Origin of the sequence: Actinomadura formosensis (genome assembly GCF_050948385.1) — a bacterium.
In the GTDB taxonomy this organism is placed as follows: Bacteria; Actinomycetota; Actinomycetes; order Streptosporangiales; family Streptosporangiaceae; genus Spirillospora; species Spirillospora formosensis.
Map to the genome: position 1 here is coordinate 3,766,487 of NZ_CP192011.1, position 25,892 is coordinate 3,792,378.

At 73.1% G+C, this 25,892-nt stretch carries 22 protein-coding genes; 9 read left to right on the forward strand and 13 right to left on the reverse strand.

Going from position 1 to position 25,892, the window contains the following annotated elements; all coding sequences use genetic code 11:
- Window positions 1-40 precede the first annotated feature (40 nt).
- Window positions 41-1,099, reverse strand: coding sequence for a zinc-binding dehydrogenase (locus tag ACQP1N_RS17880; protein ID WP_433225344.1), 1,059 nt, complete (start codon window positions 1,097-1,099; stop codon window positions 41-43).
- A gap of 143 nt (window positions 1,100-1,242) precedes the next feature.
- On the opposite strand from ACQP1N_RS17880, the gene ACQP1N_RS17885 reads away from it, so the two are divergent.
- The 5 genes from ACQP1N_RS17885 (at window position 1,243) to ACQP1N_RS17905 (ending at window position 7,028) form a co-directional block, all read left to right on the forward strand.
- Entirely contained in the window at window positions 1,243-2,637 is a 1,395-nt protein-coding gene (locus ACQP1N_RS17885) for a KamA family radical SAM protein (RefSeq protein ID WP_433225346.1), read from the forward strand.
- Between the two features lie 61 nt (window positions 2,638-2,698).
- Complete coding sequence (locus ACQP1N_RS17890) at window positions 2,699-3,871, forward strand: cytochrome P450 (protein WP_433225348.1); 1,173 nt, start codon at window positions 2,699-2,701, stop codon at window positions 3,869-3,871.
- 61 nt (window positions 3,872-3,932) lie between these two features.
- Window positions 3,933-5,000, forward strand: a complete 1,068-nt coding sequence (locus ACQP1N_RS17895; RefSeq protein WP_433225350.1) for a DUF3616 domain-containing protein — start codon at window positions 3,933-3,935, stop codon at window positions 4,998-5,000.
- Between the two features lie 77 nt (window positions 5,001-5,077).
- Window positions 5,078-6,337 carry an acyl-CoA dehydrogenase family protein gene (locus tag ACQP1N_RS17900; protein WP_067802015.1) on the forward strand — a complete coding sequence of 420 codons (1,260 nt, stop codon included), beginning with the start codon at window positions 5,078-5,080 and terminating at the stop codon, window positions 6,335-6,337.
- A gap of 151 nt (window positions 6,338-6,488) precedes the next feature.
- Complete coding sequence (locus ACQP1N_RS17905; RefSeq protein WP_433225352.1) at window positions 6,489-7,028, forward strand: FHA domain-containing protein; 540 nt, start codon at window positions 6,489-6,491, stop codon at window positions 7,026-7,028.
- A 21-nt stretch (window positions 7,029-7,049) separates the two neighbouring features.
- On the opposite strand, the gene ACQP1N_RS17910 is transcribed toward ACQP1N_RS17905, so the two are convergent.
- Together ACQP1N_RS17910 and ACQP1N_RS17915 are read right to left on the reverse strand one after the other, a co-directional pair.
- Entirely contained in the window at window positions 7,050-7,490 is a 441-nt protein-coding gene (locus tag ACQP1N_RS17910) for an Lrp/AsnC family transcriptional regulator (protein ID WP_207394023.1), read from the reverse strand.
- 72 nt (window positions 7,491-7,562) lie between these two features.
- On the reverse strand, window positions 7,563-8,585 hold the full coding sequence (locus ACQP1N_RS17915) for a LacI family DNA-binding transcriptional regulator (protein WP_067802022.1): 1,023 nt from the start codon (window positions 8,583-8,585) through the stop codon (window positions 7,563-7,565).
- Between the two features lie 137 nt (window positions 8,586-8,722).
- Here ACQP1N_RS17915 and ACQP1N_RS17920 point away from each other — a divergent pair, with 137 nt between their 5' ends.
- Window positions 8,723-9,913 carry an ABC transporter ATP-binding protein gene (locus ACQP1N_RS17920; RefSeq protein ID WP_433225355.1) on the forward strand — a complete coding sequence of 397 codons (1,191 nt, stop codon included), beginning with the start codon at window positions 8,723-8,725 and terminating at the stop codon, window positions 9,911-9,913.
- A gap of 91 nt (window positions 9,914-10,004) precedes the next feature.
- Here ACQP1N_RS17920 and ACQP1N_RS17925 read toward each other — a convergent pair whose 3' ends face one another.
- The 5 genes from ACQP1N_RS17925 to ACQP1N_RS17945 form a co-directional block, all read right to left on the reverse strand.
- Window positions 10,005-10,943: a carbohydrate ABC transporter permease gene (locus ACQP1N_RS17925; RefSeq protein WP_433225357.1), complete on the reverse strand. Its 939-nt coding sequence runs from the start codon at window positions 10,941-10,943 to the stop codon at window positions 10,005-10,007.
- A complete protein-coding gene (locus tag ACQP1N_RS17930; protein ID WP_433225359.1) occupies window positions 10,940-12,325 on the reverse strand; it encodes an ABC transporter permease subunit in 1,386 nt (461 codons plus the stop codon). The genes ACQP1N_RS17925 and ACQP1N_RS17930 overlap by 4 nt, the downstream gene beginning before the upstream one ends.
- Before the next feature lie 24 nt (window positions 12,326-12,349).
- Window positions 12,350-13,648 carry an ABC transporter substrate-binding protein gene (locus tag ACQP1N_RS17935; protein ID WP_067800647.1) on the reverse strand — a complete coding sequence of 433 codons (1,299 nt, stop codon included), beginning with the start codon at window positions 13,646-13,648 and terminating at the stop codon, window positions 12,350-12,352.
- 71 nt (window positions 13,649-13,719) lie between these two features.
- Entirely contained in the window at window positions 13,720-14,949 is a 1,230-nt protein-coding gene (locus ACQP1N_RS17940) for an ABC transporter ATP-binding protein (RefSeq protein ID WP_433225362.1), read from the reverse strand.
- Window positions 14,950-15,254: 305 nt separating this feature from the next.
- Window positions 15,255-16,364: a M24 family metallopeptidase gene (locus tag ACQP1N_RS17945; protein ID WP_242608779.1), complete on the reverse strand. Its 1,110-nt coding sequence runs from the start codon at window positions 16,362-16,364 to the stop codon at window positions 15,255-15,257.
- Window positions 16,365-16,461: 97 nt separating this feature from the next.
- On the opposite strand from ACQP1N_RS17945, the gene ACQP1N_RS17950 reads away from it, so the two are divergent.
- Both ACQP1N_RS17950 and ACQP1N_RS17955 read left to right on the forward strand, forming a co-directional pair.
- Window positions 16,462-17,382, forward strand: a complete 921-nt coding sequence (locus ACQP1N_RS17950; RefSeq protein ID WP_067800636.1) for a 5'-3' exonuclease — start codon at window positions 16,462-16,464, stop codon at window positions 17,380-17,382.
- Between the two features lie 203 nt (window positions 17,383-17,585).
- On the forward strand, window positions 17,586-18,311 hold the full coding sequence (locus ACQP1N_RS17955; protein ID WP_433225365.1) for a Crp/Fnr family transcriptional regulator: 726 nt from the start codon (window positions 17,586-17,588) through the stop codon (window positions 18,309-18,311).
- 81 nt (window positions 18,312-18,392) lie between these two features.
- On the opposite strand, the gene ACQP1N_RS17960 is transcribed toward ACQP1N_RS17955, so the two are convergent.
- From ACQP1N_RS17960 to nirB, 4 genes are all read right to left on the reverse strand, one after another.
- Entirely contained in the window at window positions 18,393-18,578 is a 186-nt protein-coding gene (locus ACQP1N_RS17960) for a hypothetical protein (protein ID WP_067800625.1), read from the reverse strand.
- 129 nt (window positions 18,579-18,707) lie between these two features.
- The gene (locus ACQP1N_RS17965) at window positions 18,708-19,886 is read right to left on the reverse strand and encodes an amidohydrolase family protein (RefSeq protein ID WP_207394022.1); all 1,179 of its coding nucleotides are present in this window, start codon (window positions 19,884-19,886) and stop codon (window positions 18,708-18,710) included.
- A gap of 194 nt (window positions 19,887-20,080) precedes the next feature.
- Window positions 20,081-21,535 carry an FAD-dependent oxidoreductase gene (locus ACQP1N_RS17970; protein WP_433225367.1) on the reverse strand — a complete coding sequence of 485 codons (1,455 nt, stop codon included), beginning with the start codon at window positions 21,533-21,535 and terminating at the stop codon, window positions 20,081-20,083.
- Window positions 21,532-24,039, reverse strand: coding sequence for a nitrite reductase large subunit NirB (nirB, locus tag ACQP1N_RS17975; protein WP_433225369.1), 2,508 nt, complete (start codon window positions 24,037-24,039; stop codon window positions 21,532-21,534). The genes ACQP1N_RS17970 and nirB overlap by 4 nt, the downstream gene beginning before the upstream one ends.
- A gap of 319 nt (window positions 24,040-24,358) precedes the next feature.
- Between nirB and ACQP1N_RS17980 the strand changes: the two genes are divergently transcribed.
- Window positions 24,359-25,222, forward strand: coding sequence for an NAD-dependent protein deacetylase (locus tag ACQP1N_RS17980; protein ID WP_242608778.1), 864 nt, complete (start codon window positions 24,359-24,361; stop codon window positions 25,220-25,222).
- A 76-nt stretch (window positions 25,223-25,298) separates the two neighbouring features.
- Here ACQP1N_RS17980 and ACQP1N_RS17985 read toward each other — a convergent pair whose 3' ends face one another.
- Complete coding sequence (locus ACQP1N_RS17985) at window positions 25,299-25,778, reverse strand: MarR family winged helix-turn-helix transcriptional regulator (protein ID WP_067800615.1); 480 nt, start codon at window positions 25,776-25,778, stop codon at window positions 25,299-25,301.
- Window positions 25,779-25,892: the final 114 nt, after the last annotated feature.

A 25,892-nucleotide genomic window follows, 5' to 3' on the forward strand; every position in this document is an offset into this window, starting at 1 on the left:
GATGATCGGGTGAGCCCCGCCGCTGCCGGGGCGTTCCGGGTCATTGTGCCGAATCCGGACCCGTCCGGGAGGTGAACAGTGCGCGGACGGCCGGTATCGTCCGCACCAGGTCAAGGGCGGTCTCGGCGTGCCCGGGGACGTAGCCGTTCCCGATGAGCATCGTGACGTCGGCGGCGAGCCCCTCGGCGCCGAGCGCGGCGGCCGGGAACGAGGTCGCCATCGAGAAGAACACGACGGTGCCGCCGGCGGCGGTGGCGAGGATCGCGCCGTGCTCGCAGCCCGGCACGTCCACGCACACGACGGTGACGTCCACCGGCTCCCCGATCGCGGCGGCGACGGCCACCGGGTCGCGGGCGTCGGCGCGGACGACGACGTCGGCGAGCCCGGACGCGGTGAGGCGGTCCTCCTCCTCGGCGGTGGGGACCAGCCCGATCACACGGGACGCGCCGGCACGGCGCGCGGCGGCCAGCGCCAGGCAGCCGGACTTGCCGGCCGCGCCCAGCACCGCGACCGACGGGGCGTCCCCGGCCGCGACGACCCGCGCGGTGAGGGCGGGCGCGCCGCACACGTCCATGACGGCCAGGGCCAGCGGCACCGGCAGGTCGTCCGGCAGGACGGCGGCGATCGAGCGGGCGAACAGGATCGCGTGGCCGCGCGCGGGCACCTGCTCGGACCGCCCGTCCCAGCCGGCCAGGCCATCGGTGATCGCCAGCGGGGTGAGGGTGAGCGAGACGAGGGTGGCGACGCGGTCGCCGGGCTTCAGGCCGAGCGGCGACTGCGGCCCGGCCTCCTCGACGACGCCGACGAGCATGCCGCCCGACCCGGTGACGGGGTTGTGCATCTTGCCGCGCTCACCGATGATCCGCAGCACCTCGGCGCGGATCGCGTCGGGGTCGCCGCCGTGCGCGGTGTGCAGCTGCCGGTAGGACGCGGCGTCCAGGTTGAGCCGCTCGACGCCGATGCGGACCTCGTCGGGCCGGATCCCCGGGTCGGTGTCGAGCCGGTGCGCGGCCTGCGGCAGCACGCCCTTCGGCTCCAGCACCCGGTGCAGCCCCACGGCCGTCCCCGTGTCCGTCCCGATCCCCCCGCCGTTGGTCATCTCGTGCCCGCCTCTCTTCCGAAAACCCGTCGATGTAGCGCAAGATGTACAGGACACCTCTGGTTTGATCGAAAGTCTTCCCGTACCGTCGGCGTCATACAAGAGTTTTATGCGATCAATGTGAGGCGAGGAGGCGGTCGACGATGACCACAGCCCTGCACCCGGACGCGGCCCCATCCGGCGCATCCGGGTCCGACGAGACCGCGCGCCAGCCGTACGCCTACCGGCGCCGGCCGCTGCAGGAACCGGACTGGCGGCGCCTGCCGGGGTGGCGGGACGTCACGCAGGACGAATGGGAGTCGGCACAGTGGCAGCGCGCCCACTGCGTGAAGAACCTGCGGCAGCTCCGCCAGGTCATGGGCGACCTGCTGGACGAGTCCTTCTACGCCGACCTCGAACGCGACCAGGCCGAGCGCGCCACGATGTCGATGCTGGTCCCGCCGCAGATGCTCAACACGATGGACTGCTCCTCCACCGCCGCCTTCCACGCCGACCCCGTGCGGCGCTACATGCTGCCGGTCTTCAGCGACCGGCGCACCGACTGGCCGTCCCACCCGCACGCCTCCCGCGACTCGCTGCACGAGGCCGAGATGTGGGCGGTCGAGGGCCTCACCCACCGCTACCCCACCAAGGTGCTCGCCGAGCTCCTGCCGACATGCCCGCAGTACTGCGGCCACTGCACCCGCATGGACCTGGTCGGCAACTCCACCCCGAACGTCGACAAGCACAAGTTCACCATCAAGCCGCCGGACCGGCTCGGCGCCATGCTCGACTACCTGCGCCGTACCCCCGGCGTCCGCGACGTGGTCGTGTCCGGCGGCGACGTCGCCAACCTGCCCTGGGCGCGGCTGGAGTCGTTCGTCGGCTCCCTGCTGGACATCGACAACATCCGCGACATCCGCCTGGCCAGCAAGGCGCTCATGGGCCTGCCGCAGCACTGGCTGCAGGACGACGTCCGCGCCGGCATGGAGCGCCTGGCCCGCAAGGCGCACGAGCGCGGCGCGCAGATCGCGATCCACACCCACGTCAACGCGGCCCAGTCGGTGACGCCGCTGGTCGCGAAGGCCGCCCGCGCGATGCTCGACACCGGCATCCGCGACGTCCGCAACCAGGGCGTGCTGCTGCGCGGGGTCAACGACGCCCCGGACGCGCTGCTCGACCTGTCGTTCGCGCTGCTCGACGAGGCCGGGATCCTGCCGTACTACCTGTACATGTGCGACATGATCCCGAACAGTGAGCACTGGCGGCTCGCGGTCTGGGAGGCGCAGGAACTGCAGCACGCGATCATGGGCTACCTGCCCGGCTTCGCCACCCCGCGGATCGTCTGCGACGTCCCCTACGTCGGCAAGCGGTGGGTGCACCAGCTCGCCGACTACGACCGCGAGCGCGGGATCTCCTACTGGACGAAGAACTACCGCACCGGACTGGAGCTGTCCGACCCGGACGCGCTGACCCGCCGGTACGAGTACCACGACCCGATCTACACGCTGCCGGAGGAGGGGCAGGAGTGGTGGCGGGAACGTTCCGGGGGTGCCTGACGCGCCATGGCCGGCGCCTTTACGTTGTAGATCAGGAATGCGGCGGAATATCCTCGGACGGGTGACCACATCCGGCCTGACCGCCGCCGACCTGACCGCCGCCGACCTGGAGGACGACCCGCATCCGCACCTCGCGCGGCTGCGGGAGCACGAGCCGGCCGCCTGGATCCCGGCGCTCGGCGGCCGGCTCGTGACGTCCCGCGCCCTGGCGCTGCGGGTGCTGCGCGACGCGGGCACCTTCACCGTGGACGACCCGCGCTTCTCCACCGCCCAGGTCGTCGGGCCGAGCATGCTGTCGCTGGACGGCCCCGCCCACACCCGGCACCGCGACCCGTTCGCACGGCCGCTGCGTCCCGCGCGGACCCGCGAGCGGTTCACCGCGTTCGCCGAGGCCGAGGCCGCCCGGCTGGTGGCCGCCCTCGCGCCCGCGGGCCGGGCCGAACTGCGCGGCGAGCTGGCGGGGCCGCTGGCCGTCGCGGTCGTCGCCGAGGCCCTGGGGCTGGACGGCGTGGACGCCGCGGTCGTCCGCTCCTGGTACGGCGCGTTCGTCGAGGCGGTGTCCGCCATCACCGCGGGCGGCACCGCCCCGCAACGCGCCGCCGAGGCGTACCGGCTGCTCACCGCGGCGGTCGAGGACGCGATCACCGCGTCCCGTCCCGGGTCGCTGCTGGCCGAGGCCGCCCGCGACGAGGCCGGGCTGACCACCGCCGAACTCGTCGCGAACTCCGCGATCTTGATGTTCGGCGGCATCGACACCACCGAGGGCATGATCGCCAACGCCGCGCTGCACCTGCTCGGGCACCCCGATCAGCTGCGGCTCGTCCTGGACGACCCCGCCCTGCTGCCGGCGACGGTCGAGGAGTCGCTGCGGCTGGAGCCGCCGGCGGCCGTGGTCGACCGGTACGCCACCCGCGACACCGACCTCGGCGGGACACCGGTCCGCGCGGGCGACCTGGTGCGGGTGTCGATCGCCGGCGCCAACCGCGACCCGGCCGTCTTCCCCGACCCCGGCCGCTTCGACGTGCGGCGGCACAACGCCGCCGCGCATCTGGCGTTCGCGCACGGCCCGCACTTCTGCTTCGGCGCCCCCCTCGCCCGGCTGGAGACCCGCGCGGCCCTCACCGCGCTGCTCGGCCGGCTCCCCGGGCTGCGGCTGGACCCGGACCGCCCGGCGCGCCCGCGCGGGCTGGTGTTCCGCAAACCGCCGCAACTGGACGTCCGCTGGGACCGCTGAAGGCCAGTTCAGGCCCTGTCCCCCGTCCAAACGGGCACTCCGGATATGGGAATATGTCGCAATGATCGTGGAACGCCGGGTCGAGCTGCGCTTCGGGCTGGAAAGCCGGGAAGCCGAGACGCACACCAACCTGTCCGCCGTACGCCAGGACGGCCGCTGCCTGTGGGTCGCGGGCGACGAGACGGCCACCATCGAGCGGCTCACCGCCGTCCTGGACGGGGACGGCCGCGTCACCGGCTACGAGGGGCAGGCCACGGTCGCGCTCGCCGACCTCGTCCCGCTGCCCGCCGGGCCCGACGAGGAGGCCGACATCGAGGGGCTCGCCCGGTCGAACGGCTGGCTGTGGGCGGTCGGCTCGCACAGCCTCAAGCGCAAGAAGATCAAGCCGGGGCAGAGCGGAGGGAAGGCGCGCAAGCGGCTGGCCACCGTCGTCCGCGAGGACAACCGCTTCATCCTCGCCCGGCTCCCCCTGGTCACCGGCGACGACGGGCTGCCCCGCGTCGTCCGCGCGGACGGGGACCGCACCGCCGCCGTCCTCGGCCTGGACAAGGACTCGATCACCGACCTGCTCACCGGCGACCCGCACCTCGCGCCGTTCCTGTCCATCCCGAGCAAGGACAACGGCATCGACATCGAGGGCATCGCCGCGCACGGCGACCGCCTCTACATCGGGCTGCGCGGGCCGGTGCTGCGCGGCTGGGCCGTACTGGTGGAGATCCGCCCCGAGACCCATCCGGACGACCCGCGCCGGCTGCGGCTGCTGCCCGTCGGCGACGGCGGGGACCGCTACCGCACGCACTTCCTCGACCTGGGCGGCCTCGGCATCCGCGACCTGTGCCCGCACGGCGACGACCTGCTCATCCTCACCGGCCCCAGCATGGACCTCGACGGCCCGGTCCGGGTCGTGCGGTGGCGGGACGCGGTCGAGGCCGACGCCCCGGAGATCGTTCCGGCCGGGGAACTGGAGACGCTCGGCGACCTGCCCTACGGCGACGGCGACGACCACGCCGAGGGCATCGCGGTCCTCGACGAGCCCGGCACCCGCCTCCTGGTCGTCTACGACAGCCCCTCCCCCGCGCGCCTCACCGCGGAGGGCGGCGTCCTCGCGGACGTGGTCGATCTCGGCTAGCGGTACCCGAATAAGCGCTCGCTTTCGCGCTCTGCTTGGATGGGCCCGGCAACCGGCAGGAGTCGAAGGGGCAGGGCATGATCGAGTGGTCCGAGGAAGACCTGATGATCCGGGACGCGGTGCGCGGCTGGATCGACGCGGAGGTCCGGCCCAACCTGGACGCGCTGGAGTCGGGCGACCTCCCGCCGTACGACCTGCTGCGCAACATGTACAAGACGTTCGGGATGGACGAGATGGCCCGCTCGTCCTTCCACGCCCGGCTCGCCAAGGAGAAGCAGGGCGGGGCGGACGGCGCGGAGGAGCGCTCGGGCGGCGGCGCGGCGATGACCATGCTGCCGGTCATCGAGCTGTGCAAGGTCGCGCCCGGCCTGGTGTCGGCGATGGGCGTCGGCCTCGGCCTCGCCGCCGGGACGATCATGAAGCGCGGCACACCCGAGCAGAAGGAACGCTGGGCGCTCCCCCTGCTCACCATGGAGAAGGTCGGCGCCTGGGCGATCACCGAGCCGAACTCCGGGTCGGACGCGTTCGGGGGCATGCAGGCCACCGCGCGGAAGGTCGGCGACGAGTACGTCCTCAACGGCAGCAAGACCTTCATCACCAACGGCCCCTACGCCGACACGATCGTCTTCTACTGCAAGCTGGACGACGGCGACCGTTCTCCGGCCCCCGCCCACCACCCATCGAGTGAAGAGCCTCGCTCGGCCTCCGCTGACCCCCGCGACCGGGAGATCCTCACGTTCGTCCTCGACCGGGGCATGGAGGGCCTGGAGCAGAGCAGGCCGCTGCGCAAGATGGGACTGCACTCCTCCCCCACCGGCGAGCTGTTCCTCAACGACGTCCGCGCCGGAGCCGACCGGCTCCTCGCGTCCGGAACGCAGGGCGGCAAGGAGTCGGCGAAGCAGAACTTCGTCACCGAGCGCGCCGGCGTCGCGGCCATGGCCCTCGGCGTCATCGAGGAGTGCCTGAAGCTGTCGGTCGAGTACGCCAAGACCCGCGAGCTGTGGGGGCAGCGGATCGGCGACTTCCAGCTCATCCAGCTGAAGCTGGCCAAGATGGAGGTCGCGCGGCTCAACGTCCAGAACCTGGTGTTCCGGCACATCGAGATGCAGCGCGCCGGCCGCGCCATGACGCTCGCCGAGGCGTCGGCGATGAAGCTGTACGCGGCGCAGGCCGCCAGCGAGGTCGCGCAGGAGGCGGTGCAGCTGTTCGGCGGCAACGGCTACATGAGCGAGTACCGCGTCGAGCAGCTCGCCCGCGACGCCAAGTCGTTCCAGATCTACGCGGGCACCGACGAGATCCAGGTGACGCACATCGCCCGCGACCTGCTGTCGCGCTGACCCGGGCGAGGGATCCAGGAAGGCGCGGCCGGCAACGAACTTCCGCGGGCGGCCGGACATCGAACAGGTGGGGGTGGGCGAGGGCGATCACCCACCCCCACCGAGACGGCCTTTCTGGACAGCCGACGATGGGGACTGGATACTCACAGCCATGGACGGTCAGCCCTCATTCCCGGTGAGAGCGTCCGACACACAGCGGGACCGGGTCCTGCGCGTCCTCAGCGACCGCGTGGCCGAGGGCCGGATGTCGAACGACACCTTCGAGCGCCGTGTCGACCAGGTGCTGCGGGCACGCAGCCAGGCCGAGCTGGCCGACATCGTGCACGACCTGCCGCCGCCGAGCCGCGTCGTCGACCGGCTGACCGGCCTGATCTCATCGGTGTCGCACGCGACGGCGCGGATCGAGGCGGCCTGGCGGGCGCCGCGGCTGCCCCGGTTCATGCTGCCGCCGGCCGAGCTGAGGCGCATCGTCATCGGCCGGGCCCCGGCCTGCCAGTTCGTCCTCACCGACCTGACCGTCTCGCGGTTCCACGCCGAGATCTACCCGGCCGGCGAAGGCTGGACGATCTGCGACCTCGGGTCGATGAACGGCACCCGGGTGAACGGGTGGCGGCTGACCGGCCCGGCCCGGCTCCGGCCGGGCGACGAGGTCGGCTTCGGCAACGCCGTCTTCATCGCCACCGCCCCCTGACCCCCGCCCGGCCTCCCCCGGCTACAGGGGCGGGCGGCGCGCCTCCCAGGGGGTGCTGAGCACGACCGTGGTCCGGGTCGCGACGTTCGCGGCGGCGCGGATCTTCTGGAGCAGGTCCTCCAGCTCGTTCGGCGACGAGACCCGCACCTTGAGGATGTAGCTCTCCTCGCCGGCGACCGAATGGCACGCCTCGATCGCCTGGAGATGCGCCAGCCGGTCGGGGGCGTCGTCCGGCGCGGCCGGGTCGATCGGCTTGATCGACACGAACGCGGTCAGCGGCAGCCCGATCCGCTGGGTGTCCAGCTGGGCGGCGAACCCCTTGATGACGCCGCGCTTCTGCAGCCGCCGGACACGCTGGTGCACCGCCGACACCGACAGCCCCGTCTCCTTGGCCAGGTCGGTGAAACTCATCCGCCCGTCGTCGGCGAGCAGCGCCAGAATCTGACGATCGATCTCCTCCACGCGGGAAATGTAGCGTGCCGGAGACGGGGCGTGCGCCCCCATAGATCACGGATCGGCGTTATCCGGGCGGTTTCAGCGGCGCGCGGGCCGCAGCGGGCCGCAGCTGCCGCGCACCACCAGCTCGGTCGGCAGCAGCACCGGCCCTCCCCTGCCGCGCCGGGCCGGCTCGCGCAGCAGCAGCTCACAGGCGCGGTAGCCGATGTCGTGGCCGGGACGGGCGACGGCGGTCAGCGGCGGGTCGCACAGTTCCGCCCACGCCACGTCGTCCACCATCGCGATCGACACGTCGGCGGGGACCCGCAGGTCCAGCTCGCGGGCCACCAGCACGGCCGCCTCCCCGAGCAGGTGCCCGGCGGCCAGGATCGCGGTGACGTCGGCGCGGCGCTGCAGCAGCCCGGCGGCGGCCGCGTAGGCGGCGTCGCGGGCCGGGCGGGCGGCGACGACCAGGTCCTCCTCGACGGGGACGCCGAGCTGGGCGAGCGTGTCGCGGAACGCGCGCTCGCGCACCCCGGCGGCGGCGCCGGGGGCACCGCCGAGGAAGCCGATGCGCCGGTGCCCGAGCCCGGCGAGGTACTCGGTGAGGGACCGGACGCCGCCGGTGTCGTCGGCGAGGACGGCCGGGATCTCCGGCAGCCCCGGCAGCACCCGGTCGGCGAAAACGACGCTGGAGCACACCCGGGCGGCGGCCCGCCAGTCGGCCCGGTCACCGGCCGGCACCGCGATGATCCCGTCCACCCGCTGCTCGACCAGCCGCTCGACGATCTCGGCCTCGCGGGCGGGGTCGCCGTGCGCGGCGTCGACGATGACGTGCTCGCCGAGGCTGCGGGCGCAGGCGAGCACGCCCGCGACCAGTTCGGCGCGGAACGGGTCGGTGACGTCCGGGACGACCAGCCCGATGCCGCCGCTGCGGCGCAGCTTCAGCCCGCGGCCGAGGGCGCTCGGCCGGTAGTCCAGCTCGCGGGCCGCGGCCAGCACCCGCTCGCGGGTGGCGGCGCCGACCGACCCGGTTCCGGAGAACACCCGGGACACGGTGGCGATGCCGACGCCCGCCGACGCGGCCACATCCTTGATCGTCGCCGGCCGTCCGCGCGTCATCCCGCCCCCCCGGGGTTTTCGATCACCTTATCCGCGTCCGGCCTCCCATGGAAACGATTCCATGATGTTTACTCCCCTCAATACCGTAAAGCCCCTGCTCGGCAGGGGGCAGTGAAAACGTTTCCATAGGGGGGCCGATGGCCAAGATCGTGCTGGACCGGGTCGACAAGGTGTACGGCGGCGGCGTCAAAGCCGTGGACGGGCTCGACCTGGAGATCCGGGACGGCGAGTTCATGGTGCTGGTCGGCCCGTCCGGCTGCGGCAAGTCCACCGCGCTGCGGATGATCGCCGGGCTGGAGGAGATCAGCGGCGGGAAGATCCTCATCGGCGACCAGGTCGTCAACGACCTCGCGCCCAAGGACCGCGACATCGCGATGGTCTTCCAGAACTACGCCCTCTACCCGCACATGACCGTCGAGCAGAACCTCGCGTTCGGCCTCAAGCTGCGCGGCACCCCGAAGTCGGAGATCAGGGCGAAGGTCCACGAGGCCGCCAAGATGCTCGGCCTCGAGCAGTTCCTGTCCCGCAAGCCCGCCGCGCTGTCGGGCGGGCAGCGCCAGCGCGTCGCGATGGGCCGCGCGATCGTCCGCGAGCCGCAGGCGTTCCTGATGGACGAGCCGCTGTCCAACCTCGACGCCAAGCTCCGCGTGTCCATGCGCGCCTCGCTCAGCCAGCTGCACGAGCGGCTCGGCGTCACCACCGTGTACGTGACGCACGACCAGGTCGAGGCCATGACGCTCGGGTCGCGGGTGTGCGTGCTGCGCGAGGGCGTCCTGCAGCAGGTCGACACCCCGCAGCGGCTGTTCGACAACCCCGTCAACCTGTTCGTCGCCGGGTTCATCGGATCGCCCGCGATGAACTTCGTCCTCGCCGACCTCGCCTCCGGCGACGACGGCGCGCAGGTCCGCTTCGCCGGGTACACGCTGCCGGTGCCGGCCGCGACCCTCCACGACAAGCCGGGCCTGCGGGACCACATCGGCCGCAAGGTCATCCTCGGCATCCGCCCCTCGGACTTCGAGGACGCCGCGCACGCCGGCCCCGGCTGGGCGCCGATGGAGGTGCGCAGCAGCGTCACCGAGGAGCTGGGCAGCGAGATCAACGTCATCTTCACCATCGACGCCCCGCCGGTCGAGCACAAGGACACCGCCGACCTCGCCGAGGACGCCGAGGACGGCGGCGACATGGCACTCCCGCTCGCCGACAACAAGGCGCTGTGGACGGCCCGTGTCAACTCCCGCTCGCACGTGCGGCCGGGGCAGGACGTCCAGCTCGCCGTGGACACCCGCCGGCTGCACTTCTTCGACCCCTCCAGCGGCCTCGCCGTGTGACCCCAGGGGCGCGCCCCCCGGAACCGCTCGGGCCGGGCGGCCGCAGACCGCCCGGCCCGTGACCCGGTGGCCGAGATTCGAACCGGGAGGGTTACTTCACCGAACCCGCCAGCACGCCCTGGACGAAGTAGCGCTGGAAGGCGAAGAACACGACCAGCGGGACGATCAGCGACAGGAACGCGCCGGGCGCGAGGATGTCGATGTTGCCGGTGAACTGCCGCATCTGGGACTGCAGCCACTTGGTCATCGGCTGCGACCCGGTGTCGGCGAACACCAGCGCGACCAGCAGGTCGTTCCACACCCACAGGAACTGGAAGATGCCGAGTGAGGCGATCGCCGGGCCGCCCAGCGGGAAGATCACCCGGCGGAAGATCGTCCACTCCGAGCCGCCGTCCATCCGCGCCGCCTCCAGCAGGTCCCGCGGGATCGCCGCGAAGAAGTTGCGGAGCAGGAAGACGGCGAACGGCAGGCCGAACGCGACGTGGAACAGCACCACGCCGGTGACCGACCCGAACATGTGGAACCCGCCGAACTCGATGTGGCCGTACAGCTTGGCGACCGGGATCAGCGCGACCTGGACCGGCACCACCAGCAGCGCCACGACGAGCAGGAACAGCCAGTCGCGCCCGGGGAACTCCATCCACGCGAACGCGTAGGCGGCCAGCGAGGCGATCACCACCACCAGCAGGGTCGCCGGGACGGTGATCAGCACGGTGTTCCAGAACGAGTCGACGAAGTCGCCCTTGTCCAGCAGCGAGCCATAGGACTCCAGGGTCAGCTGCGCCGGCTTGGTGAACACCTCCCACCAGCCGCCGGCGTTGTTGTCCTCGTTGGAGCGCAGCGACGCGACCAGCAGCCCGAGCGTCGGCACGAGCCAGAACAGCGCGATCAGCACCAGCAGCGCCTGCGCGGCGCCGCCACCGGCCCGGCCGACGATCCGGGCGGCCAGGCCGCGGCGCGGCGCGCCCGCCGCGCCGCCCGCGCCCTCGGCACCGGAGGGAGCCGGGGCGGTCTTCTCCGCGATGCTCATTTGCGCTCCTGCCGGATTCGCCGGATGTTGAACAGCATGGCGGGCAGCACGAGCACGAACAGCAGCACGGCGATGGCGCTGCCCGCGCCCTGGTCGTTGCCGCCGCCGAACGACACCGTCCACATCTGCAGCGCCAGCACGTTGGCGTTCGGGTCACCGCCGCCGATGATGTAGACGAGGTCGAAGACCTTCAGGACGTTGATGACCAGCGTCACCAGCACCACCATGAGGACGGGCGCGAGCAGCGGGATCGTCACCCGGCGGAACACCTGCCACTCGGTGGCGCCGTCCACCCGGGCCGCCTCCAGCGCGTCGCGCGGGATGGCGGCGAGGCCGGCGGCGATCAGCACCATCGCGAACCCGGACCACACCCACAGGTACGACCCGATGATCGCGGGCGTGATCAGCGTGCCGCCGAGCCACTCCGCGCCCCGGTAGGCGGCGGTGAAGTTGTCCTCGGGCAGCCGGATCGTGTACGTCCCGTCCGGGACCTTCCTCATCGTGAACGTGCCGTCGGCCCCGGTGGTGGCCTTGGCGACCACCTTGCCGTCCTTCACCGCCTCGACCCTGACGCCGGGCAGCCCGGTCTCTCCCGCGTTCGGGACGTTCCGCTGCCCGCCGCCGCCCCTGGTGAAGTCGAACCAGACCGTCCCGGCCAGTTGCCCCGGCTCGGCGGCCGGCGGCTGCGCGGCCGGCGCGGCGTCCTTCGGCAGGTACTGCTGCTGGATCTTCAGCAGCGGGACGAACGCGCTCTGCCCGGCCCGGAAGGACCCGGAGGTGACCACGGCGCCGCCGTCCGCGCGCACGAGCGCGTCCCCGCCGGTGCGGGGCCCGGCGCCCGGGTAGGTCGTGTCCTGCGCGAACGTGTCGTGCAGCGCGACCAGCGCCGCGTTCGCGACGCCCTTGTCGGGGTCCTGCTGGTACACCAGCCGGAAGATCACGCCGGAGGCGAGGAACGAGATCGCCATCGGCATGAACACCACGAGCTTGAACACCGTCGCCCACCGGATCCGCTCGGTCAGGACGGCGAACACCAGCCCGATGATGGTGACCACGGTCGGGGCCACCACCACCCAGATCGCGGTGTTGCGCACCGCGACGAGGTTGTCGTGCCCCTTGAAGACCCCCGTGTAGTTGTCGACGCCGACGAACGAGCCGCCCGAGGCGTCGAAGAAGCTGCGGATCACCGAGTACACGATCGGATAGACCACGAGGAAGCCGAGCAGCAGCAGCGCCGGCAGCAGAAACGTCATGGCGAGCCACGACGGCGGGGCCGGCCGCTCGCGCCCGCGGCGGGCGCCGGAGCGGGCGGCCGGTACGTCGACGGCGGCGGCGCCGCCGGCCGTCGCGGCCGGCGGCACCTCCTCTTGCGGAGCCTTCATCCAGGGATCCCCTACTCGTACGCCCTACTTGTAGGCAGCGGCGGCCTCGGCCTCAAGCTTGGCCTGCGTGCCCTTGACGTCGGTCGGGTGCATCACGAACTGGCGCAGCGCCTCCCACTCGCCCTTGCCGGGCGTCGCACCGAACGCGGCGGGCGTCAGGTCCGACAGGTCGTAGCGGGCCGCGTCACCGGACTGCTGCAGCTGGCCGATCAGCTGCTTGGCGATCGGGTCGGAGTAGGCGTCCGGCGGGACGCTCTTGTTCGGTGTCAGGTAGCCGCCGAGCCCGGCCCAGACCTTGCCGGCCTCCGGGGAGGCGAGGAACTTCATCAGCTCCTGGGTGCCCTTGCCGTCCTTCAGGGCGACCGCGATGTCGCCGCCGAGGATCGCCGGGGCGGTGTCGCCGGCCTTCGGGAACGCGAACACCTTGGCGTCGGTGCCGACCTTGGCCTTGGTGGTGGCGATGTTCGCGGCGGCGAAGTCTCCGCCGTACACCATGGCGGCCTTCTGCTGGCCGAACGCCTGGGTGACCGACTCGTCGAACTTGGTCTTGGTCGCGGTCGCGACGCCGCCGTTCAGGAAGTCGCCCTTGCCCCAGATCTGGGCGAGGGTCTCCAGCGCCTTGCCGACCGTCGGGTCGGTCCACTTGATCTCGTGCTTGGCGAGCTTGTCGTAGCTCTCCGGGCCCGCCTGCGACAGGTAGACGTTCTCGAACCAGTCGGTCAGCGTCCAGGAGTCCTGCGGGCCGGCGGCGAGGGTGAGCGGGGTGGTGCCCGCGTCCTGCAGCGTGCCCGACGCCTTCACCAGGTCGGCCCACGTCGCGGGCGGCTGCACGCCCGCCTCGTCGAACGCCTGCGGCCGGTACCACAGGATCGACTTGTAGGCGGCCTTGACGATCACGCCGTAGGTCTTGCCGCCGGAGGAGCCGAGCTCCTTCCAGTACGGCGAGAAGTTCTGGCCGACCTGCGCGACGACGTCGTCACCGAGCGGCTTCAGCGAGCCCTTCTTCGCGTACTGCTCCATCAGGCCCGGCTGCGGCAGGATCGCCACGTCCGGCGGGTTGCCCGCCTCGATGCGCGGGCCGAGGTAGGCGTCGGTGTTCTCACCGGTGGAGGCGTAGTTGACCTTCGCCCCGGTCTTCTTCTCGAACGCCTGCAGCACCTTGCGGAAGTTGGTCTCCTCCGGGCCGGTCCACTTGGCCGCGACCTCGATCGTGGTGCCCTTCAGCGCTCCCCCGCCGGCGGACGCCGAGTCGTCGCCGTCATCGCCGCCGCCGCACGCGGCGGCCGAGGACAGAAGCAGTCCCGCCGCGACGGCGGCTCCCATCGCGCGTCTGCCATGGCCGGCGGAGCCGGGCGGGGGGGTGTGGGGGGTCCCCCCACGGGCAAAGCTGATCCTCATCCTTCATCCTCCCTGAGCGGGCCGGCGGCGTCCGAGCCCCAGATCGCCGCGCCGGACTCGATATCGAAGAAGTGCAGGCGGCCGGTGTCGACGCGGATCGTCACCGGGTCGCCCACCTTCACGCGGGTGCGCGGGCTGAACCGCGCGACCATGTCCGTGCGGGGGCTCTCCAGGCTCCCCAGCACGTCGGTCCCCGCGTCGCGTGCGAGTTCCCTGGTGTCCTCGGTGACGACCTGGGAGGCCTCGATCGCGAAGTGGACCAGCACGTCCGAGCCCATCGCCTCCACGAGGTCGGCGGTGGAGGTCAGCCCGGATCCCTCGGGCGTCTCCACGAGCTCGGAGTCCTCCATGTCCTCGGGGCGGATGCCGACGACGACGTCGCTTCCAAGGCGGGACGCCAGGGCCGGGCGCTCGGTCAGCACCTCGGCCGGCAGCGCCAGGGTCTGGCCGCCGATCTCCAGCCGCGGGTTCTCCGCGTCCCCGGACAGCGTGCCGTGGATCAGGTTCATGGCCGGCGAGCCGATGAAGCCGGCGACGAACAGGTTCGCCGGCCGGTCGTAGAGTTCCTGCGGCGGAGCGACCTGCTGCAGTTCGCCCTTCTTCATCACCGCGACCCGGTCGCCGAGCGTCATCGCCTCGGTCTGGTCGTGGGTGACGTAGATCGTGGTGACGCCGAGGTCGCGCTGGATGCGGGCGATCTCGGCGCGCATCTGGACGCGGAGCTTGGCGTCGAGGTTGGACAGCGGCTCGTCCATCAGGAACGCCTGCGGCTCGCGGACGATCGCGCGGCCCATCGCGACACGCTGGCGCTGCCCGCCCGACAGGTTGCGGGGCTTGCGGGACAGGTGGTCGGTGAGGCCGAGGATCTCCGCGGCCCGGTCGACCTTCTTGCGGATCTCGGCCTTCGGCATCTTGCGCAGCGACAGCCCGAAACCGATGTTGTCGCGCACCGACAGGTGCGGGTAGAGGGCGTAGCTCTGGAACACCATCGCGACGTCGCGGTCACGGGCGGGGACGCGGTTGACGACCCGGCCGCCGATCGTGACCTCGCCCTCGGAGATGTCCTCCAGCCCGGCGACCATGCGCAGCGCGGTCGTCTTGCCGCAGCCCGAGGGGCCGACCAGGACGAGGAACTCCCCGTCGGCGATGTGGAGGGTCAGGTCGGTCACGGCCCGTGTGCCGTCGGGATAGACCTTCCCGACGCTGGTCAGGTCGACCTCTGCCACGGCATCTCCTCTTCTTCACGGCACGTCTCCGCCGGGGTACGGGCTCCCTCCGGGCATGGTCGGACCCTCCGTCATGCGGAAGAAACCGGCCTACCCCCGCGTAACTATGCATCTAGGTGGTACATGGCCGTCCGCACGCTTGCAATACGCACCGTGCGCGCTGACACATTTAGTGCAGAGATCGTTACAGAGCCGTTTCTCCCCTAATTTGTGCTGTCCGAAATGACGTGAGGGCGTGGACGGAAATCCGTCCACGCCCTGCGCGCCGCCATTCCCGGCGGCCGATCCATATAGTCGGTCCGGGGTTACTCCACGATCACCAGGCCGCGCTCGGTGACGTTCATCGGCTCGTAGCCGTCCTCGGTGCACACGACGATGTCCTCGATGCGGGCGCCGTGCGGACCGGGATAGATGCCCGGCTCGATGGAGAAGGCCATCCCCGGCTCCAGCGGCTCGAGGTTGCCCTCGACGATGTAGGGCTCCTCGTGGGACTCCAGCCCGATGCCGTGGCCGGTGCGGTGGAAGAAGTGCTCACCGTACCCGGCGGCGGCGATGACGCCGCGTCCGGCCGCGTCCACCGCCTCGGGCGTCACTCCCGGCCGGATGGCTTCGCAGGACGCCCGGTGCGCCTCCTCCAGCACCGTGTAGTAGGCGCGGTACTCGGCGGGCGGCTCGCCCACGCAGTAGTTGCGGGTCGAGTCCGAGCAGTAGCCGCTCTGCATCGTCCCGCCGATGTCGACCACCACCGGCTCCCCGGGCCTGATCACGCGGTCGGACAGCTCGGCGTGCGGGTTCGCGCCGTTCGGGCCGGACCCGACGATGACGAAGTCGACCCGGACGTGGCCCTCGGCGAGGATCGCCTCGGCGATGTCGCGGCCGACCTCCCGCTCGGTGCGTCCCGCCTTGAGGAAGTCCGGGACGCGGCGGTGCACCCGGTCGATCGCCGCGCCGGCCTCGCGCAGCGCGGCGACCTCGGCGGCGGACTTGCGCATCCGCAGCTCGCGCAGCACCGCCCCGGCCGCGACCTGCTCGGCGCCCGGCAGCGCGGCACGGAACCGCAGCGCCATCACCGCCCACATCTGGTCCGCGACGCCCACCTTCGCGATGCCGCCCGGCAGCCGGGCGGCGGTCAGCGCGAACGGGTCGTCGGTCTCGTCCCACGGCACCAGCTCCACGCCGAGCGACCCGGCCGGCGACTCCTGCGCGGCGGGCAGCTCCAGCCGCGGGACGACCAGGAACGGCTCCCCGTCCGCCGGCACCGCCAGGCAGGTGAGCCGCTCCAGCTGCTTCGCGTCGTAGCCGGTGACGTAGCGCAGGTCCGGGCCCGGCGTCAGCAGCACCGCCCCGAGCCCCGCCTTGGCCGCCGCCTCCCGAACACGTCCGACGCGCTCCCGCGGATACAACTCCGTTGTCACACCCGTCTCCATTCTTCGGTCCTGTCTGATGACCGCTACCAGCATCGCAGGAGCGGCACGGCCCCGCGACGTCGGACCCGCGTGGGAGCATGTGCGCATGAGCGGGTTGATGCTGCTGGACACGCCGTCGCTGTACTTCCGCGCCTTCTACGGGGTGCCCGAGTCGGTGACCGCCCCCGGCGGGACGCCGGTGAACGCCGTGCGCGGGCTCATCGACATGATCGCCCGGCTCGTCCAGGACCGGGCGCCGGAGCGGCTGGTCTGCTGTATGGACGCCGACTGGCGGCCCGCGTTCCGGGTGGCGGCGCTGCCGTCCTACAAGGCGCACCGGGTGGCCGAGGACGGCGGCGACCAGACCCCGGACGCGCTGGAGGCGCAGCTCCCGGTCATCGACGCGGTGCTGGACGCGTTCGGACTGGCACGGGCGGGCGTCCCCGGCTACGAGGCCGACGACGTGATCGGGACGCTCGCGGTGCGGGGCGGGGCGCAGGGGCCGGTCGACATCGTGACCGGCGACCGGGACCTGTTCCAGCTCGTCGACGACCGCGGCCCCGTCGCCGTCCTCTACACGGCGCGGGGCGTGCGGAACCTGCAGGTGATGGGCGAGAAGGAGGTCGCGGCCAAGTACGGCATCCCCGGCCGCGGTTACGCCGACTACGCGACGCTGCGCGGCGACCCGAGCGACGGGCTGCCCGGCGTGCCCGGCGTCGGCGACAAGACGGCCGCCGCGCTGGTCACCCGGTTCGGGTCGGTCGACGGCATCCTCGCGGCGCTGGACGCCGGCACCGGCGAGGGGTTCCCGGCGGGCGCACGCCGCCGGCTGGAGGCCGCGCGCGGCTACCTGGCCGCCGCCGAGACGGTGGTGCGGGTGGTCACCGACATCGGCGCGCCGGAGCTGGCGACGCTGGACGACCGGCTGCCCGCCGGGCCGCGCGACGGCGAGGCGCTGGCCGAATTGGCCGATCGCTGGAATCTCGGCGGCCCGGTGAACCGTCTGCTGAACGCTCTTTCTCGCTGACGCGGCTTTTTCGCTGCAATTTTCGCCAAAAGTGTCATAAGACGCAGACAGCGCGTCCCTCCGCGGGCAGCATCCGAATCGGTGACGGGTTCTCATGGGCGCATGCAGGCGACCGGTACCCGCGGCACTGGGCCTCACTGCCCCACTCCCCCCATCTGCCGCGGGTGCCGGTTCACCCGATCGCGCACCGGAACGGACGTGCCGTGAGCGAGCGGAGCACATCGCGCGGCGGCCTCGCCGCCCGCCCCGGCCGCGGATTCTGGGACGCGCTGGACGACCGGGAGCGCGCGGCGCTCCGGCAGGCCGGCCGGTCGCGGACCTACCGGCCGGGAACGCCCCTGTGCTACCAGGGCGACGACTCCGACCACATCATCGTCATCGAGTCGGGCTGGGCCAAGGTCGTGTCGTCCAGCGCGTACGGGCACCGGGTGGTGCTCGCCGTGCGCGGTCCCGGCGACCTGGTCTGCGAGAGCGCGGTGCTCGGGCGGCGGGAGCGGTCGGCGACCGTGCAGGCGCTCGACCAGGTCCGGGCGCTGGTCGTGCCGGCGGCACGGTTCACCGCGTTCCTGGACGCCCATCCCGGCGTGTGGATGCTGGTCAGCGGCACGTTCGTGCGGCGGCTCGACGACGCGGGCCGCCGGCTGCAGGCGCACGCGTCGGCGCAGGGCCCGCAGCGGCTGGCGCTCCTGCTGGCGGAACTCGCCGAACTGTCGGCCCGGCACGTCCCGCCGGGGCCGGACGGCGAGATCCCGATCGGGCCCCCGCTGTCGCAGGAGGAGCTCGGCAGTTGGATGGACGCCTCGCGGGAGACGGTCGCGCGAGCCCTCGCCGTGCTGCGCGACGAGGGCCTGGTCCGCACCGGCCGGCGGAAGATCACCGTGGTGGACCCGTCCGGGCTGCGGGCGTTCGCGCAGGACGGCGGCGGCTGAACCGGCCAGCGCCTTTACATTGTAGATTCCAATCGGCCCGGGTGCTCCGTTTCGCGCGCCCGGTGGTGCCCGGCGCGTTCCTCAGCGGCGGCGGCCGGAGCGGCGGGGCCGCCAGGCCGTGGACGCACCGACGCCGGCGAAGTGCAGCGCGATGAGCAGCAGGCCGAGGACGGTCAGCGTCCCGTTGTTGATCGCGTCCGAGGACACGTCGGCCAGGTCGAACAGCAGGGCAAGGGCGAAGACGATCGCGGCGGCGATCGCGAGCATGGCGGCCTCCGGAGGGGGTGGGGCCCAGGGCGGGCCTCGGCTGCCTACCGGATGTCCGCGTGCCCGCCAGGCAAACCGGATCCGGTTTTCGGTCGGACCGAATCCCGGCCAGGCTACGGTCACCCGCGGTCACCCGCCCAGGGCGGCGCGGGCCTCCTCGGCCATCCGGACGACCTCGCGGCGCACCTGGGGGCGTTCGGTGAGCCGCTCGGTGAACGGGATCCGGACGGGGTGCTCGACACCGCCGTCGCTGACGGCGAACTCGATGCCGCCGGCGTCCAGGCCGGTCATCCGCGCCGCGGTCGCGCCGGGCCGGCCGCCCAGCGCGCGGCAGATGGTGAGGCAGTCGGCGGCGTGGTCGTCGTTCATGTGCCGCGTGATCTGCCGCACGACGTCCTCGGTGAACGGGCCGGGGCCGGTCATGGAGCGATCCTTTCCGCCGGGTGAGAGCTGCAAGGACAGGCCCTTGTAGACGCGGAGGGCGTTGCCGCCGAGGACGAGACCGAGGGTCTCCTCGTCCAGGCCGAGGGCGGCGATGGCGCGGGCGTTGCGGGCGATGCCGGGGACACCGGGCCAGTCGGTGCCGAAGATGAACGTGCGGGCGAGGCGGCGCAGGTCGTGCCGGGCGTAGTACTCGGGGAGCCGGTGCGGCGGCAGGCCGGACAGCTCGATCCACACCTCCTCGCGGGAGAGCGCGAGGAACGCGGCGGCGTCGTACCACCAGCCGCGGCCGCCGTGCGCGAGGACGAACGTCAGGCCCGGGAACAGCCGCAGGACGTCGTCGATGGGCGTGGGGTCGGCGTACCGGTTGGCCGAGCCGGGGAACGAGCTCGTCCCGCAGTGCACGACGACGGGGACGCCGGCGTCACGGCACACCTGGTAGGCCGGATACAGGTCGGGGTCGGCGACGCTGAACCCGCCGTGCACGGGGTGCAGTTTCAGGGCGGCGGCGCCGAACTCCAGCTGCCGGGCGACCTCGGCGTCGATCGGGTAGTGCAGGTGCGGGTTGACGTTGGCGATCGGCTTGAAGCGGCGGGGGTTGTGCTTGAGGAGCGGCTGGAGGTCCTCGATGGGCTGCGTGCCGGTCGTCTTCGGGCTGTACTCGCAGAGCAGCAGGGCGATGTCGACGCCCTCGTCCTCGAAGTAGGCGTCGACCTTCTCGGGGACGAGGGCACCGTCGGCGTCGTAGAGGTCCTGCCAGGGGTGGGACGAGCCGAACTCCTCGGCCCACCGCCGCCATGCGGGGGGCAGGGTCGGCAGCCGGGCGGTGTGCACGTGCGCGTCGATGAGCGGACGTCCGTCGATCATGAGCGCCTCCCGCGTCGAGGCCGGGTTCCGCGTGAGTCCGGCGGCGTGCCGCCGGCACGGCCATGCGGCGGAGCCTACCCGCCGTTCCCCGCGGTCCCGGCGGCCGGGGCGCTCACGGTCGTGGCGGCCAGGACGCCGGCGATGGGGCCGGGGAGCCGGATCGCGCACGACCCGAACAGCCCCGTCCGGGTGTTTCAGGCGACGCCGGCGGCGTCCTGGCCGGCCAGCCAGGCCACGATGCCCTCGACGGTCTCGCGGCAGCCGCCGCAGCCGGTACCCGCGCGGGTCTCGCGCGCGACGTCGCCGGCGGCGCGGGCCCCGGCCCGCCAGCAGGCCAGGATCCGCCCCTTGCTGACGTTGTTGCAGTGGCAGACGGTGGCGGCGTCCGGCATCCGCACCGGTGACCCGGCCTCGGCGGCGCCGCCCGCGCCGGGGAACAGCAGGCCGAGTCGTTCGGCGGGCAGCGGCGCGGCACGGTCGTAGAGCCGGGTGAGCGTCCCGGCCGCCGAGGTCTCGCCGAGCAGGATCGCGCCGATCAGCCGCCCCTCCCGGATCACCGCCTTCTTGTAGGTGCCGCGCGCGGCGTCGGTGAACCGGACGACCTCCACGTCGTCGTCATCATCGCCGAAGTGCGTCTCCCCCATCGAGGCCAGCTCGATCCCGGCGGCCTTGAGGCGGGTGATCCGCCGGGCGCCGGTGAAGCGCGCCGCGGGTTCGGTGCCGGAGAGCAGCCCGGCGAGCACCTCCGCCTGCTCCCAGGCGGGAGCGACCAGCCCGTACACCTCGTCGCGGTGCTCGGAGCACTCGCCGATGGCGCGGACGGACGGGTCGGTGACCGACCGCAGCTCGTCGTCCACGATCACGGCGCGGCCGATCGCCAGGCCCGCGTCCCTGGCGAGCCTCACCTCGGGCCGCACACCGCAGGACAGGATGACCAGGTCGGCGCCGACGACCTCCGTGCCGCCCCCCGGCAGGGCCAGCTCGACCCCGGTGACGGCACCGCCGGCGGTGCGCAGGCCGGCGACGTCCGCCTGGAGCCGCGTCGCGATGCCGAGCGCCGCGAGCGTGCGGGCGAGGACCCTCCCGGCGGCGGGGTCGAGCTGGCGTTCCATGAGGTGGCCGGCCAGGTGCAGGACGGTCACGTCCAGGCCGCGGCCCTGCAGCCCGCGTGCGGCCTCGATGCCGAGCAGGCCGCCGCCGACGACGGCCGCGCGGCGCGCCGGCCCGGCCAGCTCGGTGATGCGGCGGCAGTCGTCCAGGGTGCGGAACACCAGCGCGCCCTCGGGCGTCCCGCCGCGCAGGCCCGGCAGCGGCGGGATGAACGCGGTGCTGCCCGTCGCCAGGACGAGCGTCCCGTACGGGGTGACGGTCCCGTCAGAGGCGTGGACGCTCCTCGCGGCGCGGTCGATGCGAGTGACCTCGACGCCGAGGCGGGCGTCCACGCGGTGCGAGGCGTACCAGGCGGCGTCGACCAGGCCGATGCGGTCGGGCCGCGTCACCCCGGCGAGGACGTCCGGCAGCAGCACCCGGTTGTAGGGGCGCTCGGCCTCCGCGCCGAACACCGTCACGGGGGTCGCGGCGTCGCGGGCGCGCAGCTCGCCGACGAACCGCGAGCCCGCCATGCCGTTCCCGACGACCACCACGGTCATCGTCCCACCTCCGCGGGAAGGGGCCGGATCTGCTCCCGCTCGACCTCGAAGGCGATGCTCGGATCCGGGGCGCGCGGCGCGTTGACGAAGGAGACGAACCGGCGGAGCCGCTCGGGATCGTCGAGGGTGTCGCGCCATTCGTCGGAGTAGGACGCGACGTGCCGTGCCATGGCGGCGTCGAGGTCGGCGCAGATGCCGAGCCGGTCGTCCACGATGACCTCGCGGAGGTGGTCCAGGCCGCCGTCGAGGGACTCCAGCCAGCTCGCGGTGCGCTGCAGCCGGTCGGCGGTGCGGATGTAGAACATCAGGAACCGGTCGATGCAGGTGATCAGCTGATCGTCGGTGAGGCCGGTGGCGAACAGATCGGCGTGCCGGGGCCGCATCCCGCCGTTGCCCGCGAGGTAGAGGTTCCAGCCGTTCTCGGTGGCGATGACGCCGAAGTCCTTGCTCTGCGCCTCGGCGCACTCGCGGGCGCAGCCGGACACCGCCGACTTCAGCTTGTGCGGGGCGCGCAGCCCCCGGTAGCGCAGCTCCAGGCGGATCGCCATGGCGGTCGAGTCCCGGACGCCGTAGCGGCACCAGGTGGACCCGACGCACGACTTCACCGTCCGCAGCGCCTTGCCGTAGGCGTGGCCGGACTCGAATCCGGCGTCCACGAGCCGCCGCCAGATGTCGGGGAGCTGCTCGACGCGGGCGCCGAGCAGGTCGATGCGCTGCCCGCCGGTGATCTTGGTGTAGAGGCCGAAGTCGCGGGCGACCTCGCCGATCACGATGAGTCCGCCGGGGGTGATCTCGCCGCCGGGGACGCGCGGGACGACCGAGTAGGTGCCGTTCTTCTGCAGGTTGGCGAGGAAGTGGTCGTTGGTGTCCTGCAGCGCGGCCTGCTCGCCCTCCAGGATGTGGCCGTTGCCGAGGCTCGCCAGGATGGAGGCGACGGCGGGTCTGCAGATGTCGCAGCCCCGGCCCGTCCCGTGCTCTTCGATGAGCCGGGTGAAGCCGGTGATCTCCCCGGTCCGGACGATGTCGAACAGCTCGGCGCGGCTGTAGGCGAAGTGCTCGCAGAGGGCCGTGCCGACCTCGATGCCGGAGGCGGCCAGCTCCGCGTCCAGGATCCGTTTCACCAGGGGGACGCAGCTGCCGCAGCTCGTCCCGGCCCCGGTGCGGTCCTTCACGGCGGGGACGTCGGTGAGAGAGTGCTCGGCGATGGCGCGGCGGACGCCTTCGGCGGTGACGTTGTTGCAGGAGCAGATGACCGCCGCGCCGGGCAGGTCGCCGTCCGCCGTCTCGGTTCCGCCGAACAGCAGCCGCTCGGGCGCGGCGGGCAGGGCGGCTCCGACGCGGGCGCGGAGCGTGCCGTAGGACTCGGCGTCGCCGACGAGGACACCGCCGAGGAGGGTCCGGGCGTCGTCGCTGACGACGAGCTTTTTGTAGACGCCGGCGACGGGATCGGTGTAGGTGACGCCGAGCGCGCCCCGGCCGGCGTCGGCGAACGGGTCGCCGAAGCTGGCGACGTCCACGCCCATGAGCTTGAGCCTGGCCGACATGTCGGCGCCTTCGAACACGGCCGTGCCGGACAGGAGCCGGTCGGCGACGACCTCGGCCATCGAAAAGCACGGCCCGGCCAGCCCGTGGACCGTGCCGCCGGCCAGGGCGCACTCGCCGATCGCCCAGATGGCGGGGTCCTCGGTGCGGCACGTCCCGTCCACGACGATGCCGCCGCGTTCGCCCACGGGCAGGCCGCAGCCGCGGGCCAGTTCGTCGCGCGGCCAGATGCCGGCGGAGAACACCACGACCTCGGCGTCGATCACCGTGCCGTCGTCGAGCGCGATCCGCCGGACGGCTCCGTCGCCGCCGGCCTCCAGGGCGCGCACCGGGACGCCGGCGTGAACGGCCAGGCCGAGACCTTCGATGTGGCGGCGCAGCATCGCGCCGCCCCCTTCGTCCAGCTGGCGCGGCATCAGCCACGGCGCGACCTCCACGACCCCGCCGCGCAGGCCGAGGCCCTGCAGGGCGCGGGCCGCCTCCAGGCCGAGCAGGCCGCCGCCGATGACCGCCCCGCTCGCCCGGCCCCGCGCGTACGCGCGGATCGCGTCGAGGTCGTCGATGGTGCGGTAGACGAACACACCCGGCAGGTCCGCGCCCTCGACGGGCGGCACGAACGGGGACGACCCGGTGGCGAGGACGAGCGCGTCGTAGCCGACGGCGCGTCCGGCCGAGGTGGTGACCGTGCGGGCCGCGCGGTCGATCCCGGTGACGCGCTCGCCGGTGCGGACGGTGACCTCGCCGCCGTGCGCCGGGTAGGCGAGGTCGGCGCCCTCCAGGTGCGTCGTCAGCGCCACCCGGTCGTAGGCGGTCCGGGATTCCTCCCCGATGACGGTGATCGTCCAGGCCCCGGCGGCGTCGCGCTCGCGCAGGGCCTCCACGAGGCGGTGCGCGGCCGGTCCGTGCCCGGCCACGACCAGCCGCCTGTCCGGTCTGCTGCCGGGTCTGCTGTCGGCTCCCATGAGCCCCGATGCTCGGACGCCCGTGTTTCCCGGGGGCGTCCCGGATGTCACCCGCGCGTTAACTGGACCTCACGCGGGCCCGGCGCCCGGGGCGGGGCGCGGACTTTGTGGCGTCGTGCGCGGATTCGTTTCCTTCCGGACGGCGGTGAGGGACACCCGGGGGAAGATGAAACATCAAGCGTCTTGGCGGTTCCGGCCGCGGGCCGGGAGGCGGCCTGGTCCTCGCCCTCGCGGGGCTGCTCCTCACCGCGCGCGGCCGCCCCGGGGGGGGCATCGGGGGCTGCGTTCTTCACGCGTTCCGGTCGTGCACCATGGAGGGGTGACGCGGGTTGCGGAGAACACGGCGGGGACGGGGATCGGGGCGGCGGAGCTGCGGGCTCTGGCCGGGCTGGTCGCGGACGGCGACGTGGTGGTGCTGAGCGGCGCGGGCCTGTCCACCGAGTCGGGCATCCCGGATTACCGCGGCGAGACCGGACGCCGGCGGCGGGCGGAGCCGATGACCTACCAGACGTTCACCGGCAGTGAGGCGGCGCGGCGCCGGTACTGGGCGCGCGGCCATCTGGGGTGGCGGCACATCGCGCGCGCCCGCCCGAACGCCGGGCACCGGGCCGTGGCGGAGCTGCAGCGGCGCGGCCTGCTCGCGGGGATCATCACGCAGAACGTCGACGGGCTGCAGCAGGCGGCCGGCGCGGACGGCGTGATCGAGCTGCATGGCGCGCTCGACCGGGTGGTGTGCCTGGCGTGCGGCGACCGGACGCCGCGCGGGCGGCTGGAGGCGCGGCTGCGCGCCGCGAACCCCGGCTGGGAGGCCCGCGCCGACACGATCAACCCGGACGGCGACGCCGTGCTGCCCGGCGAGGTGATCGAGGCGTTCCGGATCGTGGGCTGCGAGCGGTGCGGCGGCCCGCTCAAGCCCGATGTGATCTTCTTCGGCGAGAACGTGCCGCCGGCCCGTGTCCGGGACTGCTACGCCCTCACCGAGGACGCGGGCGCGCTGCTGGTGCTCGGGTCGTCGCTGACGGTGCTGTCGGGGTACCGGTTCGTCCGGCACGCGGCCCGGCACGGCGTGCCGGTGGCGATCGTCAACCGGGGCGCGACGCGCGGCGACGAGCACGCCCTGGTCACGCTGGACGCGCCGCTCGGCGCGACGCTCACCGCCCTGCTCGACGAGCTCGGCCGGTAGGGGCTCGACGAGCCGGGCGGGCGGGCAGGGTGCGTCGCCGGGCCGCGGGCCCGGGCGGCCTCGGTCCGCGGTGGGGTCAGGTCCAGCCGAGCTGGGCGACGGTGGTGACCGGGGGTTCGCCGCCGGCCTCGGTGAAGGCGTGCAGCGCGGCGACGAGGGCGTGCCGCTGGCCTGCCGGCATCCGGGAGACGACCTCGGCGATCTCGGCGCGGCGGCGGGCGGTGACGCCGTCGACGACGCGGCGCCCCGCGGCGGTGACCTGGATGCGGACCTCGCGGCCGCTGTCCGGGCTGGCCCCGCGGCGCACGAGCCCGGCGGCGGCCAGCCGGTCCACCATCCGCAGCGCGGTGGAGGGGTTGACCTCCAGCAGCCCGGCGAGCGTGACGAGCTTGGACGGCCCCTGCGAGGACAGCACGACGAGCAGCCGGAACTGCGGCAGCGTGACGGCGCCCTCGACCGCGGCGAGCGACCGCGCCGAGATCGCCACCAGCAGCCGGGACGCGGTCAGCAGCGCCGAGGTGACCTCGTCGACGCCGGCGTCCTCGTCCTCGCTCATGGCAACTTTCTACAATGCCGGGCTTGGCGTGTGCCAATACGGCCCGGAGCGTTCCGGTCGGTCATCGGTCCCGGTCTTCGGGAGCAGTTCGGCGAGGTGACGGGGGCGGGCGCC